13 protein-coding genes and 1 tRNA gene are annotated in these 15,619 nt (G+C 73.1%); 9 read left to right on the plus strand and 5 right to left on the minus strand.

Going from position 1 to position 15,619, the window contains the following annotated elements; genetic code table 11:
- Positions 1 to 23 precede the first annotated feature (23 nt).
- The 3 genes from ABNG04_RS02490 to ABNG04_RS02500 are packed head-to-tail and all read left to right on the plus strand — an operon-like array spanning position 24 to position 3,449.
- Entirely contained in the window at positions 24 to 1,430 is a 1,407-nt protein-coding gene (locus ABNG04_RS02490) for a CARDB domain-containing protein (protein WP_371159755.1), read from the plus strand.
- Positions 1,427 to 2,257 (plus strand): ABC transporter ATP-binding protein, encoded by an 831-nt coding sequence (locus tag ABNG04_RS02495; protein ID WP_371159756.1) that lies wholly within the window; start codon positions 1,427 to 1,429, stop codon positions 2,255 to 2,257. Before ABNG04_RS02490 ends, ABNG04_RS02495 begins: the two co-directional genes overlap by 4 nt.
- A gap of 13 nt (positions 2,258 to 2,270) precedes the next feature.
- The gene (locus ABNG04_RS02500) at positions 2,271 to 3,449 is read left to right on the plus strand and encodes an ABC transporter permease (protein ID WP_371159758.1); all 1,179 of its coding nucleotides are present in this window, start codon (positions 2,271 to 2,273) and stop codon (positions 3,447 to 3,449) included.
- An 89-nt stretch (positions 3,450 to 3,538) separates the two neighbouring features.
- On the opposite strand, the gene pdxS is transcribed toward ABNG04_RS02500, so the two are convergent.
- On the minus strand, positions 3,539 to 4,447 hold the full coding sequence (gene pdxS, locus ABNG04_RS02505; RefSeq protein ID WP_371159760.1) for a pyridoxal 5'-phosphate synthase lyase subunit PdxS: 909 nt from the start codon (positions 4,445 to 4,447) through the stop codon (positions 3,539 to 3,541).
- 175 nt (positions 4,448 to 4,622) lie between these two features.
- Here pdxS and mobA point away from each other — a divergent pair, with 175 nt between their 5' ends.
- A complete protein-coding gene (mobA, locus tag ABNG04_RS02510; RefSeq protein ID WP_371159762.1) occupies positions 4,623 to 5,306 on the plus strand; it encodes a molybdenum cofactor guanylyltransferase in 684 nt (227 codons plus the stop codon).
- A gap of 30 nt (positions 5,307 to 5,336) precedes the next feature.
- Here mobA and ABNG04_RS02515 read toward each other — a convergent pair whose 3' ends face one another.
- Positions 5,337 to 5,882, minus strand: coding sequence for a J domain-containing protein (locus ABNG04_RS02515; protein ID WP_371159763.1), 546 nt, complete (start codon positions 5,880 to 5,882; stop codon positions 5,337 to 5,339).
- A 150-nt stretch (positions 5,883 to 6,032) separates the two neighbouring features.
- On the opposite strand from ABNG04_RS02515, the gene mutS reads away from it, so the two are divergent.
- The 3 genes from mutS (at position 6,033) to ABNG04_RS02530 (ending at position 11,311) form a co-directional block, all read left to right on the plus strand.
- Entirely contained in the window at positions 6,033 to 8,939 is a 2,907-nt protein-coding gene (gene mutS, locus ABNG04_RS02520) for a DNA mismatch repair protein MutS (RefSeq protein ID WP_371159765.1), read from the plus strand.
- Positions 8,929 to 10,710 (plus strand): DNA mismatch repair endonuclease MutL, encoded by a 1,782-nt coding sequence (gene mutL / locus ABNG04_RS02525; RefSeq protein WP_371159767.1) that lies wholly within the window; start codon positions 8,929 to 8,931, stop codon positions 10,708 to 10,710. The genes mutS and mutL overlap by 11 nt, the downstream gene beginning before the upstream one ends.
- Positions 10,711 to 10,792: 82 nt before the next feature.
- Positions 10,793 to 11,311 carry a hypothetical protein gene (locus ABNG04_RS02530; protein ID WP_371159769.1) on the plus strand — a complete coding sequence of 173 codons (519 nt, stop codon included), beginning with the start codon at positions 10,793 to 10,795 and terminating at the stop codon, positions 11,309 to 11,311.
- Between the two features lie 45 nt (positions 11,312 to 11,356).
- Here ABNG04_RS02530 and ABNG04_RS02535 read toward each other — a convergent pair whose 3' ends face one another.
- Complete coding sequence (locus ABNG04_RS02535) at positions 11,357 to 12,592, minus strand: mechanosensitive ion channel family protein (RefSeq protein ID WP_371159771.1); 1,236 nt, start codon at positions 12,590 to 12,592, stop codon at positions 11,357 to 11,359.
- A gap of 106 nt (positions 12,593 to 12,698) precedes the next feature.
- Complete coding sequence (locus ABNG04_RS02540; RefSeq protein ID WP_371159773.1) at positions 12,699 to 14,030, minus strand: DUF7115 domain-containing protein; 1,332 nt, start codon at positions 14,028 to 14,030, stop codon at positions 12,699 to 12,701.
- A gap of 222 nt (positions 14,031 to 14,252) precedes the next feature.
- Here ABNG04_RS02540 and ABNG04_RS02545 point away from each other — a divergent pair.
- Positions 14,253 to 14,406: transfer RNA gene (locus ABNG04_RS02545), tRNA-Met, on the plus strand.
- A 70-nt stretch (positions 14,407 to 14,476) separates the two neighbouring features.
- Here the strand turns inward: ABNG04_RS02545 and ABNG04_RS02550 are convergent.
- Positions 14,477 to 14,971, minus strand: a complete 495-nt coding sequence (locus ABNG04_RS02550; RefSeq protein ID WP_371159775.1) for a metal-dependent hydrolase — start codon at positions 14,969 to 14,971, stop codon at positions 14,477 to 14,479.
- 80 nt (positions 14,972 to 15,051) lie between these two features.
- Here ABNG04_RS02550 and ABNG04_RS02555 point away from each other — a divergent pair, with 80 nt between their 5' ends.
- A complete protein-coding gene (locus tag ABNG04_RS02555) occupies positions 15,052 to 15,552 on the plus strand; it encodes a CBS domain-containing protein (RefSeq protein WP_371159777.1) in 501 nt (166 codons plus the stop codon).
- Positions 15,553 to 15,619 lie beyond the last annotated feature (67 nt).

Raw genomic sequence — 15,619 nt, forward strand, 5'->3', positions numbered from 1 at the left:
GATATAACCACGCAGGTCGTCTAATGATATTGACTTTGACTCCCATACGAAACCCAGCCGCGCTGCTGGCCGCGATCCTGCTCGTGGCGACCGTCGGCGGCGCGTTCGCGATCGGCGGGGCGACGGCGGTACCGGACGCGCGGATCACCGTCGGCGCGGTGGGCGCGTCCCCGAGCGACCCGACCGTCGGCGAGCGGACGGCACTGAACGTCACCGTCTCGAACTCCGGCGGCAGCGACGCGGCGGCGAACGTCACCGAGGTCCGCGTCCGCGACGCCGACGGCGAGGTGCTCGACAGCGTCTCGGGCGTCGGCGCCCTCTCGGCGGGCGACTCGCTCGACGCGACGCTCTGGACGACGTTCGACGAGCCCGGGGAGAAGCGGCTCACGGTCGAGGCCGTCGCGAACCAGTCGACCACCGGCGAGTTCGTGACCGTCAGCCGCGACACCGTGCTCGACGTGCGGCCGACGCAGGTCGCGCTCGACCTGCGGACTCGCGCGCTCGACCCCGAGGACCTCCGGAGCGACGACGACGGCGAGAGCGCGACCGGCGACCTCGGCGTCGGCGGCATCCAGGGCATCTTCGGCGGCGGGGGCGGCCTCGACGCGGGCGATAGTGACGGCGAGTCGCCGCCGATCGCCGACTCACCGGTCGAGGTGACCGTGGTCAACACCGGGACGACGACCGCTGACCGCGTCAGCCTCCGCGCCGTCGGCACCGCCGTCGACGGCGACGAGCGGACTGTCTCTGTCGGCCCGTTCGTCGTCGAGGACGTCGCGCCCGGCGAGGAGCGCCGCGTGATCGTCGACCTCGGGCCGCTCGACCGGCGCTCTGCGGTCACCGTCACCGCCGCGTTCCGCGCCGACACCGATCGGCTCGACGACCACGGCGCCGACCGCACCGCGGAGTCGACGGTGACGTACCCCGTCAGCGAGGCCGACCCGACCGTGACCGACGTGACGCTCCGCGAGACCGCGGACGGCGTCGTCGTCGACGCCAACCTCGGCAACGCCGGGACCGGCGAGATGACCGGGACGATCGTCTCGATCGGCGACACGCCGGGCGTCGCGCCGACGCCCGCCGGCGGCGAGTACTTCGTCGGGAGCCTCGGCGCGAGCGACTTCGTCGGCTTCGACCTGACGACCGCGGTCAACGCCTCGACGGCCGAGACGATCCCGGTCCGGGTCTCCTACACCGAGCGCGGGGTCCGGTACACGGAGACGCTGAACGTCGCGGCCCCCGAGTCGGACGGCGACGACGACGAAGCCGGCGGCACGCTCGGACGGATCGGAACCGGCGGGTTGGGAGCCGCGGGCGCGGCCGCCAGCGGCCTCGCGCTCGTCGGCCTCGTCGGCGCGCTCGGCGTCGCGGTCCGGACCGGACGGATCGGCGGCTCGACCGGACGGCGGCGCGACGGCCCGGCGCCGTGAGCGACCCCGACGCGCCGGACGGACCGACCGCGTCCGGCTACGCCGTCGAGCTCCGGGACGTGGTCAAGCGCTACCCGGGTGGGGGCGACGAGCCGGTCGTCGCGCTCGACCGCGTCGACTTCGCGGTGCGACCGGGGGAGTTCGTCGCCGTGGTCGGCCCCAGCGGCTCGGGGAAGTCGACGCTGCTCAACGTGTTGGGGCTGCTCGACGACCCCACGAGCGGGCAGCGCCTGCTCGACGGGACCGACGTGACGAGCCTCTCGGTCGGCGAGCGCACGCAGGCCCGGAAGGAGTCGATCGGGTTCGTCTTCCAGGACTTTCACCTGCTCCCGACGCTGACGGCCGTCGAGAACGTCGCGCTGCCGACGGCGTTCGACCCGAGCGACGCGAGCGACCGGGCCGCCGAGCTGCTGGCACGGTTCGGCCTCGGCGAGCGACTCGACCACGAGCCGACCGAGCTCTCAGGCGGGCAGAAACAGCGCGTCGCCATCGCCCGCTCGCTGATCAACGAGCCCGCGGTCCTGCTGGCCGACGAGCCGACCGGGAACCTCGACACGGAGACCGGCGAGTCGATCCTCGGCGAGTTCGAGCGCGTGAAGTCCGAGGGGGTCGCCGTCATCGCGGTCACGCACGACCCGCTCGTCGAGGAGTACGCCGACCGCGTCGTGGACCTCACCGACGGCATGTTGACCGGGGGGATCCCGGCGGACGACGCGGACGACAGTCCGGGGCCGAACCCCGACGCGGGCGACGACGCCCGGCGCAGCGGCCGTGTTCGCCGCGGCGGCCGTCAGACGGCGGCGACGGACGCGGGTGGCGAGCGATGACGGGGTGCGGGCGATGAGTCGAGACGGTTCGGCCGGACGGTCGGACGGGCTCGCCGGCTGGCTGCGCGGCTGGGGGCCCGCGGTGTCGATGGCGTCGCGGAACCTGCGACGGAACCGCGTGCGGACGGTTCTCGCCGTGCTCGGCGTCTGTATCGGCGTCCTCGCGGTCGCGGCGCTCGGCATCTTCGGGAACGTGCTGGCGCTGGGCGCGGACGACGCCATCGGCGACATCGGGACGCAGGTGGTCGTCTCGCCGAACAACGACGCCGGCGTGGAGTCGCTGTCCGACGCGGACGTCGCCTCGATCCGCCGCGCGGTCGACGGCCCCGCCGTCGTCCCGCTGTACTCCGACAGCGCCACCGTCGCCAGACAGGGCGACCAGACGTTCGCCACCGTGTACGGGGTCGAAGAGCCCGCGCTGGCGTACGAGGCCGCGGAGGGGCGGCTCCCCGAGCGCCACCGGCAGGGGGCGATCCTCGGCGCGGGTATCGCCGAGGACTTGGACGCCGGCGCGGGCGACACCGTCGAGATCGCCGGCTCACAGGTGCGGGTGATCGCCGTGCTAGTCGAAAGTCAGACGTTCAGCCCGGTCGCGCCCGACGACGCGGTGTTCCTCCCCGAGTCGGCGTTCTCGGCGGACGGCTACGCGCAGGCGCTCGTCGTCTCGGACACCGGGGCCGAGGCCCGCGCGGCCGCCGACGCGATCCGCGAGGCGGTGAACGCCCGCGAGGAGCGGGTGGAACTCTTCGAGCTGGCCGCCCTCGTCGACGAGATCAACGAGTTCTTCGACCTGCTGTCGACGTTCCTGCTCGGGCTCGGCGCGATCTCGCTCGTCGTCGCCGGCGTCTCGATCCTCAACGTGATGCTGATGAGCACCGTCGAGCGCCGCCAGGAGATCGGGGTGATGCGCGCGGTCGGCGTCACGCGCCGCGACGTGTTGCGCGTCCTCCTCGCCGAGGCCGGGCTGATCGGCGCGGCCGGCGCGGCGGCCGGCACCCTGCTGACGGTCCTGCTCGTCGCCGGGCTTGTCCTCGCGACGTCGGCCGTCGACGCCGCGCTCGTGATCGATCGCACGAACGCCTACTACCTCCTGCTGGCGCTCGTGTTCGGCGTCGGCGTGGGAATCGTCAGCGGCGCATACCCGGCGTGGAAGGCGGCCAACGAGCGCCCCGTCGAGGCGCTGCGGAGCTGAGCTAACGGCCGAGCGGCCGCCGGGCTGGGAGTCGCACGCGTCACCGCAGTTTCGTTCGCAAAAAATCGTCTCGTTGTCCGAAACGCCCCTTAGACGCCGCGGCCCTGGAGCTTCTCTTCCTCTTTCATGTCCTCGTTGGACTGGCCCTTCATCCCCTTGCCGCTGCCGCTCGCGATGCGGGCGAGCTCCTCGGGGTCGTCCCAGTTGTTGACGGCCTCGACGATCGAGGTGCCCATCGCCTCGGGGTCCTCCGCGCCGAACACGCCGGAGCCGACGAAGATGCCGTCGCAGCCGTGGTACATCATCAGCGCGGCGTCGGCGGGCGTCGCAATGCCGCCAGCGGCGAAGTTGACGACCGGGAGGCGCTCGGCCTCGGCGGTCTCGTGGACCAGGTCGCGGGGCGCGCCGTGCTCGCGGGCCCACTTCTCGCGCTCCTCGTGGTTGAGCCCGGTGAGCGTCCGGATCTGGTTTTTGATCGTGCGCTGGTGTTTGACGGCCTGGTTCACGTCGCCCGTGCCGGCCTCGCCCTTCGTCCGGATCATCGCCGCGCCCTCGTTGATGCGGCGGAGCGCCTCCGGCAGGTTCCGAGCCCCGCAGACGAACGGGGACGTGAAGTCGCGCTTGTCGGTGTGGTACTCGTCGTCGGCGGGCGTGAGCACCTCGGACTCGTCGATCATATCGATCCCGAGCGCCTCCAGGATCTCCGCCTCCTTGCGGTGGCCGATCCGGGACTTCCCCATCACCGGGATCGAGACCTCGTCGATGATCTCCGGGACGCGCTCGGGGTCAGGCATCCGGGCGACGCCGCCGCGCTTCCGGATGTCGGCCGGGACGTGTTCGAGGACCATCACGGCGACCGCGCCGGCGTCCTCCGCGATGCGGGCCTGTTCGCGGTTGACGACGTCCATGATGACGCCGCCCTTCTGCATTTGCGCGAAGCCGCGCTTGACCAGCTCGGTCCCCCGCTTCAGCTCCTCCAGATCCGTGGCCTCTGGCATGAATCCGGGTAGGGTCGCCGGCCACTTAACGGGTCGCTTTCGGGTGGATGGACGGGCGAGAGGCCGGTTCCCGACGCCGCGCGAGCCCGGACCGTCGCCGCCCTCGCTCGCCGCGGACTCGCGCTCGCGCGCCGCCACCCCAACCGCGAAGTCCCCCGCGGTCCAACCGCCGCGCGTGACCACCGGAGCCATCCTCGCCGGCGGGCGCTCGACGCGCTTCGGCGGCGCGGACAAGGCTGTCGCGCCGCTCGCCGGCGTGCCGATGATCCGCCGGGTCGCGGACCGGCTCGCAGGGACCGACGACCCGGTCCCGCCCGGGGCCGACCGCGTCGGCGGCGACCCGGTCGTCGACGAACTCGTTGTCAACTGCCGCCCCGACCAGCGCGAGGCGATCGCCGAGGCGCTGGGGGGAGTTCCGCTGCCCGTCCGCTGGGCGCTCGACGAGGAGCCGGACCGGGGGCCGCTCGCGGGGATCCGGAACGCCTGCCGGGTCGCGTCCGACCGCTACGCCGCCGTCGTCGCCTGCGACATGCCGTTCGTCGACCCCGGATTCCTTGCGGCGCTGCGCGAGACGGCCGCGACGGCCGACGCCGAGGCCGCGGTCCCGCGGCTCGACGACCGCTGGTATCAGACCACGCAGGCGGTGTACGCGACCGGCCCGGCCGCGGCCGCCTGCGCCCGCGCGCTCGACCGCGGCGACGGGAAGATACTCGCGATGCTGGAGCGACTGGACGAAGTCGTCGTCGACGACGAGACGATCCGGTCGATAACGACCGCGGACACCTTCGCGGACGTCGACACGGCGTCCGACCTCGCCGACGCGGAGCGGGCGGTCGCCGCGGCGCTCGGCGGGAACTGACTCGGAGGGAGTCGCCCGCGACGTCGTCGGTCAGTTCTTCAGGACCTCGTACGCCTCGTTGAGCCGCTTGAACTGCTCCTCGTCGCCGTCCTCGCCGTCCGGGTGGAGCCGCTTCGCGCGCTCGCGGTAGCGGCTCCGGACCGTCTCGCTGTCCGCCGTGCGGTCGAGCCCGAGCGTCTCGTACGCCTCGCGCTCGCTCATCCGGTCGGTCGGCGGCGCGCGGTCGCGGGGGTCGCGGCCCGCGCCTCCCGCCGCCCCGCGAGCGCCGGCCCGCCGGCCGCCCGCGCCCCGACCGCCGTCGGTCCCGGCGGCGCGGTACGCCCGCTCGCGGTTGGCCTCGGCGCGGGCGCGCTGTCTGGCGCGCTCGCGTTCCGTCGGCCCCGCCCGCTCCGCGGACCGCCGGGCCTGTTCGTCGAGGCGTCCGCTGGCGTGGTACCAGAGGAAGTACGAGACGGCGGCGAACGGCAGCGCGAGCGCCAGCGCGATCGGGTGGAGGACGACCCCCGCGATCACGAGCAGCGCCGTCATGCCGACGAACGCCCCGGCGAGCACCACGACGACCGTTCGGTTCGTCACGGCCCTACTCGGGGACGGAGGACCGTAAGCGTCCCGCTGGCGAGCCGCCCGGCGAGCAGCGGAGGTCGCGTCCGAGAGCGCCGCCGGCCTCGTGGGATCGCCGCCCTCGCCTCCGCACCGTTTATCACCGCGGCCGCCCGGGTACGGCGTATGGAACCGGCGGACAGGGAGACGGTGACGGGGCTCCCGCCCGGGATCGCCGCCGCCCGCGAGGAGCTCACGCCGATGCTCTCGCAGTACGCCGACCTCTGTGCCGCCCACGAAGACGCCCTAGTGCTGTTTCAGGTCGGCGACTTCTACGAGGCGTTCTGCGAGGCGGCCGAGACCGTGGCGCGCGTCTGCGAGGTGACGCTGACGGAGCGGTCCGACTCGACCGGCGACTACCCGATGGCGGGGATCCCCATCGACAACGCGGCCCCCTACCTCGAGTCGCTGCTCGACGCGGGGTACCGCGTCGCGCTCGGCGACCAGGTCGAGGACGCCGAGCAGGCGTCGGGGCTCGTCGACCGCGCGGTCACCGAGGTGATCACGCCCGGCACCGTCGTCGAGGACGACCTCCTCGAGTCGGGGACGACGAACTACGTGGCGGCCGTGGCGGCGGACGGGAACGACGACTCCGCCGGGACGACCGTCGGGCTCGCCGCGGTGGACGTCTCCACCGGCGAGTGCCTCGTCACGGCGGGCGACGCGGACGCGGTCGCGGGCGAACTCGACCGGATCGCCCCGGCGGAGCTCATCGCCGGCCCGGACGCTCCCGCGTTCGAGCCGAGCGACGCGGAGCGCGGGTGGACTACCCACGACTACGACGCGGGCGTCTTCGACCGGCGGACCGCGACCGAGCGGCTGGAGCCGTACCTCCCCGCGCCCGAGCGGCGCTTCGACGCCGACGCGGAGCTGCGGGCGGCCGGCGCGGTGCTCGCGTACGCCGAGTACACGCAGGGCGACGACGGCCCGCTCTCGTACGTGACCCGGGTCCGGCGGTACGACCCCCGCGACCGGCTCCGGCTCGACGCGGCGGCCCAGCGGAGCTTGGAGCTGTTCGAGAACCGCGGGCTGGGCGCGAGCGACACTCTGTTCGACGTCCTCGACGAGACGAGCTGCGCGCTCGGGCGACGGTGCCTGGAGCGCTGGCTCCGCCGCCCGCTCGTCGACGCCGACGCGATCCGGAGCCGCCACGACGCGGTCGGGGAGCTCGCGGACCGGAGTCTCGCCCGCGAGGGGATCGCCGACGCGCTCGCGACCGCCTACGACCTCGAACGGCTGGTGAGTCGCGTCTCGCGGGGGCGGGCCGACGCCCGCGACCTGCGGTCGCTCCACCGGACGCTCGCGGTCGTTCCCGACCTGAAAGCGACGCTCGCGGGCGCCGAGGGCGAACGGGCTGGCGGGGAGGACGGCGACGACCTCCCCCGCACCGACCACCTCCGCGACCTCCGCGACCGGCTCGACGAGCTGACCGAAGTCCGCGAGCTGATCGACGACGCGCTCGCGACCGATCCGCCACAGGAGATCACCGAGGGCGGGGTGATCCGCGGGGGGTTCGACGGCGACCTCGACGCCCTGCGCGCCACCGAGCGCGAGGGCCGCGAGTGGGTCGCCGACCTCGAGGCGAGCGAGCGCGAGCGCACCGGGATCGACTCGCTGTCCGTCGGCCACAACCAGGTCCACGGCTACTACATCGAGGTGACGGACGCGAACCTCGACCGCGTCCCGGACGACTACCGGCGTCGGCAGACCCTGAAGAACAGCGAGCGCTACGTCACGCCGGAGCTGAAGGAGCGCGAGGAGGAGATCGTCGGGGCGGCCGAGCGGGCGGACGCGCTGGAGTACGAGCTGTTCGTCGACGTCCGTGAGCGCGTCGCGGCCGAGACCGAGCGGATCCAGGCGCTCGCCGACGCGCTCGCCGAGCTCGACGCGCTGGCGTCGCTCGCCGCGGTCGCGGTCGAGCGCGATTACGTCCGCCCCGACCTGCGCGACGACTCGGACGCTGGCGTCGAGATCGAGGGCGGCAGACACCCGGTCGTCGAGCGGACCGAGGACGCGTTCGTCCCGAACGACGCGGACCTCCCGCGCGGCTCCGTCGCCGTGATCACCGGCCCGAACATGAGCGGGAAGTCGACGTACATGCGGTCGGTCGCGCTCGCCGCCGTGCTCGCGCAGACGGGTTCGTTCGTCCCCGCGCAGGCCGCCGCGCTCCCCGTCTTCGACCGGGTGTTCACCCGCGTCGGGGCCTCCGACGACATCGCGGGCGGGCAGTCGACGTTCATGCGGGAGATGAGCGAGCTGACCGAGATCCTCCACGACGCCGACGCCGACTCCCTCGTCCTCCTCGACGAGGTGGGCCGCGGGACGGCCACCACGGACGGCCGCGCAATCGCCCGCGCCGCGGCCGAGTTCCTCCACGACGAGCTCGGCGCGACCGCCCTCTTCGCGACGCACTACCACGGGCTCACGGCCCTCGCCGAGGAGCGCGAACGCGTCTTCAACCTCCACTTCACCGCCACCCGCGAGGACGGCGACGTGACCTTCCTCCACCGGGTCGTCCCCGGCGCCTCCTCGTCGTCGTATGGCGTCGAGGTCGCGGAGCTCGCCGGCGTCCCCGGGCCGGTCGTCGACCGCGCCCGCGACCTCGTCGCCGCGGAGGAGGCGGACCGGGCGCGCGGGGCGAGCGGAGACGGACGCGGGGACGCGGCCGACGCCGCGGAGCCATCCGGCGAGAGCGGACCGGCCGCGGATGCCGACGACCGCGACGGCGACTCCGGCGACCGCGAAGGCGACCCAGACGCCCGCGACGGCGACGCGTCGCTGCGCGAGTTCCTCGCCGAGGAGGCGTCGGCGGACGGCGCGGAGTTCGAACCCGATTCCGACTCTCCCACGGCCGAGCAGTCGCCCGAGCGCAACCGCTCGACTCCGGCGACTGACGCGGACCCGGGGGCACCGGGCGGCGCGTCTCCCGACCTCGCCGCCGCGCTCCGAGACCTCGATCTCGCACGGATGACACCGATAGAGGCGCTGAACGCGCTCCACGACCTCCAGTCCCGGCTCGACGATGACGGGTGAGCGAGACCGCGGTCGCGGCGCGTCCGAAGTCGACGGTCCGACCGACGACGCGGAGCGCGTGCGGCGGCTCGACCGGGCGACGATCGACCGGGTCGCGGCCGGCGAGGTGGTGACCCGTCCCGCCCGCGTCGTCGGCGAACTCGTTGACAACGCCCTCGACGCCAGCGCTTCGCGCGTCGAGGTCGCCGTCGACGGGGACGGCACCGACCGGATCCGCGTCGCCGACGACGGCCGCGGGATGGGGCGCGCGGACGCGACCCGGGCCGTCGAGCGCCACGCGACGAGCAAGCTCGCGCCCGACGGCGATCCGGTCGGGGTCAAGTCGCTGGGGTTCCGCGGCGAGGCGCTCGCGGCGATCGCCGAGGCCGCCCGGCTCGAACTCGTGACGAGCCCGGGCGACGGCGTCGGCACCCGCGTCGTCGTCGACGGCGAGAGCGCGGGCGCCGGCGGAACGCCGACCTCGGACCCGAGCGTCGACGCCGAGCCCGCGGGGCGGGCCCGCGGGACGACGGTGGTCGTCGAGGACCTGTTCGCGAACCGGCCGGCGCGCCGGGAGTCGCTCGCGGGCGCGCACGCCGAGTTCGCGCGGATCTCCTCGCTCGTCGCCGACTACGCGCTGGCGAACCCCTCGGTGGCGTTCACCCTCGACCACGACGGCTCGACGACCCTGTCGACGCCCGGGACCGACCGCACGGACGCGCTCCTCGGCGTGTACGACCGGGACACCGCGAGCCGCTCGACGACGGTCGCCGCGAGCGTCGACCTGTCGGCCGAGGCCGCTTCCGGCGCGAACGCCGTCGACGTCGATGTCGCCGGCACGCTGGCGTACCCCTCGGTCACCCGATCGACCCGCGACCACGTCCGCGTCTCGGTGAACGGCCGCCCGGTCCGGAGCGACCGGCTCGCCGCGGCGGTCCGCGACGGTTACGGACGCCTGCTCCCCGACGGCCGCGAACCGGTGGCCGCGGTCGACGTGTCGCTGCCCCCGGGCCGGGTCGACCCGAACGTTCACCCGGCGAAGCGGGAGGTTGGCCTCCGCGACGCCGACGCGGTCGCCGACGCGGTGGCGTCGGTCGTCGCGGACGCGCTCACGGGCGCGGACCTCCGGCGGTCCGCGGACGTCGCCACCGACCTCGACGCCGCGCTCGGTCCGGTCGGCGCGGACGACGGCTCGCGGGCCGGCGCGTTCGCGGACGCCGAGCCGATCGGGGTGTTCCGCGACCTGTACGTCCTCGTCGAGGCCGGTGACGAGTTGCTCGTGATCGACGGTCACGCGGCCCACGAGCGGGTCAACTACGAGCGGCTGGCCCGCACGTTCGACGGCGAGCCGGTGCCGACCGCGGCGCTCGACCCGCCCGTGGCCGTCTCGCTGTCGACCGACGAGGCGGCGGCCGCGAGGGCGCACGCGGACGACCTCGCCGCGCTCGGCTTCGAGACCGAGGCGTTCGGCGGCGGGACGCGCCGCCTGCGCACCGTCCCCGCGCCGTTCGGTCGCGCGGCGGACGCCGACGCCTTCCGCGACGCCCTCGCGACCGTCTCTGGGGGCGACGCCGGCGCGGCGCGAGACGTGCGCGACGCCCTGCTCGCGGACCTCGCCTGTCACCCGTCGCTGAAGCGCGGCGAGTTCGACGACCTCGCGGACGGCGACCTGCGCGACCTGCTCGACCGCTTGGGCGAGTGCGAGCGTCCGTACGTCTGCCCGCACGGCCGACCGACCGTCCTCTCCGTCGACGAGGAGACGTTCGCGGCCGGGTTCGGTCGAGACCGGTGAGCCGCCGTCCGCCGGGCACTGGGGACGATCGACGGGGGATCCGACCGGTATCTATTAGCGTGATGGGCCCCGGAGTACACCCATGGGAGAGCGGACCGAAGTGACGCGGGGGTCGCTGCCGCAGGAGCGGTCGGCCGGCCGGTTCTCGAAACCGGACGGTTTCCGCGACCTCGTCGAGCGGCTGCTCGCGTGGCTCCGGAGCCGACGCGGGTCCGCCCTGGAGCGGGTCTCGACCGCCACGACGATGCGAAACGTCGTCGACGCGGACGCGATCGCCGAGGAGACGCCGCCGAAGTGGAGCGTCCTCCACGACGTGGTCACCTACGGCTCGGACTCGCTCACGGATGTGCTCGTCTTCCGGCACGGTCCCACCAGACAGGACCTGGTGGTGATGCCGGAGCGGAACACCGAGCCGGAAGGGGAGATCAGCTTCTACCACGCCGACCGCACGAAGGGGGCGCGCCACCTGCTGTCGATCGGCGCGGACTCGCTCACCGCGGCGCTCAGCTACGTGTTAGAGAAGATCGAGCGGTTCGAGCGACTGTTCACCGGTCGGGGGACGGAGCTCCCGAGCGGCTACACCGGCCCGTCGGACCGGTAGTCCCCGCGGACGGTTCGCGGACGCTCATTTTCAACCGAAGCGACCTCAGACGGGCCCGTCTCGCCGGCGTCCGTCGCCGTTCCCGTCGGCTTGTTCGACGCGCTCGACCGTCTCGTCTGCCGCCGCCTTCTCCGGGGGGTACGAGACGGTCCGCTGCGGGTAGGGGATTGAGATGCCGGCGTCGGCATAGCGGTCCTGGATCCGCTCGACGACGAGCGCCTTCGAGCGCCACCGCGCCTGCGGAGTCGGCGGGTCGATCCAGAAGCGCAAGTCGAGCAGAATCGCCGAGTCGCCGAACCCGGAGGGGATCGTGTACGGCCGCGGATTGTTCGCGATGACGCCGACGTCCTCGAGGACCTCCTCGGCGATGTCGCTGGCCTCGTCTGGGTCGTCGTCGTACCCGATCCCGACCTCCATGTGGATCCGGAGGCGCCCCTCGCGGCTCCGGTTCGTGATCGCCTGGTTGGCGACGAGGTCGTTCGGCACCACGACGTACTCCCCGTCGAAGTTCCGCATGTGGGTGTTCATGATCGTGATGTCGGTGACGAACCCCTCCTCGTCGCCGATCTCGACCCAGTCGCCGATCTCGAACGGCCGCGCAAACATCAGCACGAAGCCGGCGATGAGCGACCCCAGCGTCTGTCGGGCCGCCATGCCGAGGACGATCCCGAGGAAGCCCGCCCCGACGAGCAGGCCGCCGAGGTTCACGCCCCAGATCCCGAGGACGGTTATCGCCGCGAGGACGAGCAGGCCGACCTGTACGAGCCGCGTGAGCAGCTGTTCCTGGTGGGCGGTGATCCGGTCGCTGTCCGCCGACAGCTCGCCGACGTACGTCTCCACCACGTCGCTGACGACGTACGCGCCGCCGAGCAGCGCCGCCGAGGCGACCAGCTGCCCGCCGACCCGAACCGCGTTCTCCGCGACCGGCAGCACCGCGACCACGAGTTCGAACCGCCCCCATAGCGTCAGGACGGCGACGCCCGCCAGCGCGAACAGCGCGAGCTGGAGGAGGCCGACCGCGAGCCGCAGGAGGAACGACGCGGGGATCCCCTCGCGCAGCGTCTCCACCGCGCCCTCGGTCGATTCCGACAGCCGCTCGTCGAGGAGCCGGCCGATCCAGCCCGAGACGGTCTGCTCGCCGGCGCGGACGGCCCGCGGCAACAGCAACCACCCGACGCCGAGCGTCGCGAGCGCGATGGCGGCGGTGACCGCCAGCCGCCCCTCCGTGGTCGAGATGTCGCTCAACACCGCGCCGACCCGGGTTCCCAGTCCGCCTATCACGGTCACACGTTCGCCGCCCGTCGGTTAACGGATCCGACGCGAGTCTCAGCCGAGAGAATCGGACCGCCGGCCGCCGGGGACCGAGCCGCGGTCGCCACGGTCCCGGTCACCGGCCGCGGCGGAGCTCCTCGATCAGCTGTTCGATGAGTGCCGACTGCCGGTCGAGGCGCTCCGACTGGGTCTCGACGGTCCGCCGCAGCGCGGCGACCTCGCTCGCGAGGTCCGCGTCCTCGACGCCGGCGCTCTCGAACGGCGACCCGTCGAACGCGTCGTCCTCCGGAACGGCCGCGTCGGTTTCGGGCGCGACGGCGTCGTCGATCGGATCGCCGGTCGTCGCGTCCGTCCCGAGCGTATCGGCCTCGACAGGGGTCTCGTCGCTCGGCTCCCGGTCGACCTCGCCCGCGGCCGGTGCGGTTCCGGCGGTCTCCGCGTCGAGCGGATCCGCCGCCGCGTCCGTCCCCGAGGACTCCGTCGCGGTCGCGTCCTCCGCGGGATCCGCCGTCGCGTCGTCGACGGTCGGGTCTGGCGCGAGCGGGTCCCCGCCCAGCGGGTCGTCGTTAGTCTCGGTCGGCTGCGTCGACTCGGCGGCCGATTTTCCGACTACGTCGGTCTCGGGGGTCGGGTCGGTCTCCGACGACGACCCAGCTCCAGTGGTCGGATCGGCCGCGCCGTCGGACTCGACGCCCGGTCTGTCGGCGTCGGCCTCCGCGTCGGCGGCCGGCGACGCCGAGAGCGGGTCGGGACCCTCGCCGAAGTCGGTCGTGCTGCTCCGGTCGGCCCCCGGTTCCGGCTCCTCGGCCTCGGCGGCCGCGACGCGGAACTTCTCCAAGCTGGCGACATCATGGAACGAGCACACCACGTCGGCGAGCGTCTCCCGGAGCGCTCTGGCGGACTCGTTCGGCGCCTTGAACCGCTCGGAGCGGCCGTCGTGGACGAGGACGACCGCGGTGGCGACGGTCCCCTCCTCGAAGTCGAGGCCGGTGAGGTCCGAGTAGTGGAACTCCTCGAACTCGGGGTCCCAGACGGCCGAGCCGACGTGTTTGACCAACCGCTCACTGGTGACGATCAGGGTGAGCTCCGAGAAGCGGAAGGTGCGGACGACCGTCTCGCCGGCGCCGGTGACGCCGCTCGCCGAGAGGACGCCGGCGAGGACGGGGTGGAGGACATCGTCGACGCGCTTGCTCGGGACCGAGAGCGTCTCGTCGCCGTCGAGGCCGTAACCGAGGGTGATCTTCGCCTTGCGGCGGCCCGTGGAGACGTCGATCCGCTCGACGTCGTGGCCGTACTCGTCGACGGACTCGTCGGAGAGGAGTCCGTCGCCGCGGTAGACGAGGGTCCGGGTGGGCGTGACCGCGAGTCGATCGTCGCCGCCCAGCGGCACCTCGGCGACGACGTCCTCGTCGCCGACGGTCCCCGCGAGCAGTTCGGGAAGGCTCATACGCCCGGAATACGCCGCGCCCGGCATAAATCCGCTGGGTCGGCCGCGAGCGCGGCCCGATTTCGCGGGCCGCGGTCCCCATCGACTCTCGATTCGCGGCTCCACGCTCCGTCCGCCGGCGACTCACCGCCGGAAGCGGCCGCCCGCGGCGATCTGCGATCGGTTCACAACCCTCCGACGGATGGGAAGGTTAAAGAGTCTCATCGCGGTACGAAGAGGTGAGGCCGGGTGGCTTAGCTGGACATAGCGCCGCACTCATAGGGTTCAGAGATTCGGTGCGGTGACGCCTTGGAAGCGTCCGCGTCCTTCCCGTGGCTCCGCCGAGCCTCGGACCTGGGACATGCGGAGATCGTGGGTTCGGAGCCCACCCCGGCCATCTTCTCGACTCCCCGACCGCCGAGCGTCGGCGCTCGCGATCGCTTCGCTCACGTCACGCGACCGTTCGCCTACGCCGGAAGCGCCTCGCCGGCGACGAGCGCGACCGTGACCGCCACGAGGCCGAGTCCCAACAGCACGTAGTTCGCGAGCGGGTTCGCCGCCCTGACCAGGTCGAGGGTGTACTCGTCGTCTCGCACGGGCGCGTACGGCCGGATCCCCATCGGCGTGAGCGCGTCCGCGAGGATGTGCGAGCCGATCGTCACCGCCCCGAACAGGAATCCGGTGCCGCCGAACAGGAGCACCTCGACGCCCCCGCTCCGGAAGCCGACCGCCGCCCCGACAATTCCGAAGGTGACGCCGACGAGCAGCGCGAACCAGACGGTGTGCGTGATCCCCCGGTGCTTGACGAACGGGATCCGCGTGTCGAGGTCGGGGACCATCGCCAGCGAGGCGACGCCGAACGCGCCGGCGGCGGCGACCTCGATCGAGGCGAGGACGGTGACGAGGAAGCCGAACGGCGCGTAGACGACCAGCGACGCTCCGACGTGGCCGTTGCGGTACACGTGATCGACTGCGTCCTGGGCCCCTAAGTCCGTTCCGTCGGGGGCGAAACGCCTACGACCTCCCCCCGTGACCGTCCGGTATGTCACTGACCGCCCGCGACCTGATGGAGTCGGACGTGAAGACGGTCTCGCCGGACGACGACGTCGCAGCCGTGTTCAAGCGCTTCGCCCGCTACGCCTTCAGCGGGTTCCCGGTCGTCGACGACGACGAGCGGGTGGTGGGGATCATCACCGAGTCCGACCTCGTCGACCTGTTCGAGCCGGAGGACGAAACGCTGTGGATCCCCATCGGACTCCCGCCGTTCGTCGACACGCTCTCGTATCAGGTGAAGCGCCCGTGGGCCGACCTCGACCTCGGCGTCGACATGATCCGCAACGCGGACCGCCCCGTCTCCGACGTGATGAGCGCCGACGTGGCGACGGTGACGCCGGACGCTCCCGTCGACGACGTGCTGGACCTCCTCGTCGGCGACGACCCCGACATCAACCGCGTGCCCGTGGTCGACGACGACGGCCGGATCGTCGGGATCATCGCCCGGCAGGACGTGATCCGCGCGTTCCGCGACCGCCGACTGGAATAGGTCGGAGCAGACTGCCGTTATCTATCTGTAGATGACCACGGATCGACTGCGAACACCTCCAAAGCCC

Source organism: Halorubrum miltondacostae (assembly GCF_041379815.1).
Taxonomy (GTDB): domain Archaea; phylum Halobacteriota; class Halobacteria; order Halobacteriales; family Haloferacaceae; genus Halorubrum; species Halorubrum miltondacostae.

What these genes read in the sequence shown, in the direction of transcription:
- ABNG04_RS02555 (WP_371159777.1), top strand. Translation starts at nt 15,052, where the DNA reads ATGTCACTGACCGCCCGCGACCTGATGGAGTCGGACGTGAAGACGGTC.
- ABNG04_RS02490 (WP_371159755.1), top strand. Translation starts at nt 24, where the DNA reads ATGATATTGACTTTGACTCCCATACGAAACCCAGCCGCGCTGCTGGCC.
- ABNG04_RS02500 (WP_371159758.1), top strand. Translation starts at nt 2,271, where the DNA reads ATGAGTCGAGACGGTTCGGCCGGACGGTCGGACGGGCTCGCCGGCTGG.
- ABNG04_RS02530 (WP_371159769.1), top strand. Translation starts at nt 10,793, where the DNA reads ATGGGAGAGCGGACCGAAGTGACGCGGGGGTCGCTGCCGCAGGAGCGG.
- ABNG04_RS02540 (WP_371159773.1), bottom strand. Translation starts at nt 14,030, where the DNA reads ATGAGCCTTCCCGAACTGCTCGCGGGGACCGTCGGCGACGAGGACGTC.
- pdxS (WP_371159760.1), bottom strand. Translation starts at nt 4,447, where the DNA reads ATGCCAGAGGCCACGGATCTGGAGGAGCTGAAGCGGGGGACCGAGCTG.
- mutL (WP_371159767.1), top strand. Translation starts at nt 8,929, where the DNA reads ATGACGGGTGAGCGAGACCGCGGTCGCGGCGCGTCCGAAGTCGACGGT.
- mutS (WP_371159765.1), top strand. Translation starts at nt 6,033, where the DNA reads ATGGAACCGGCGGACAGGGAGACGGTGACGGGGCTCCCGCCCGGGATC.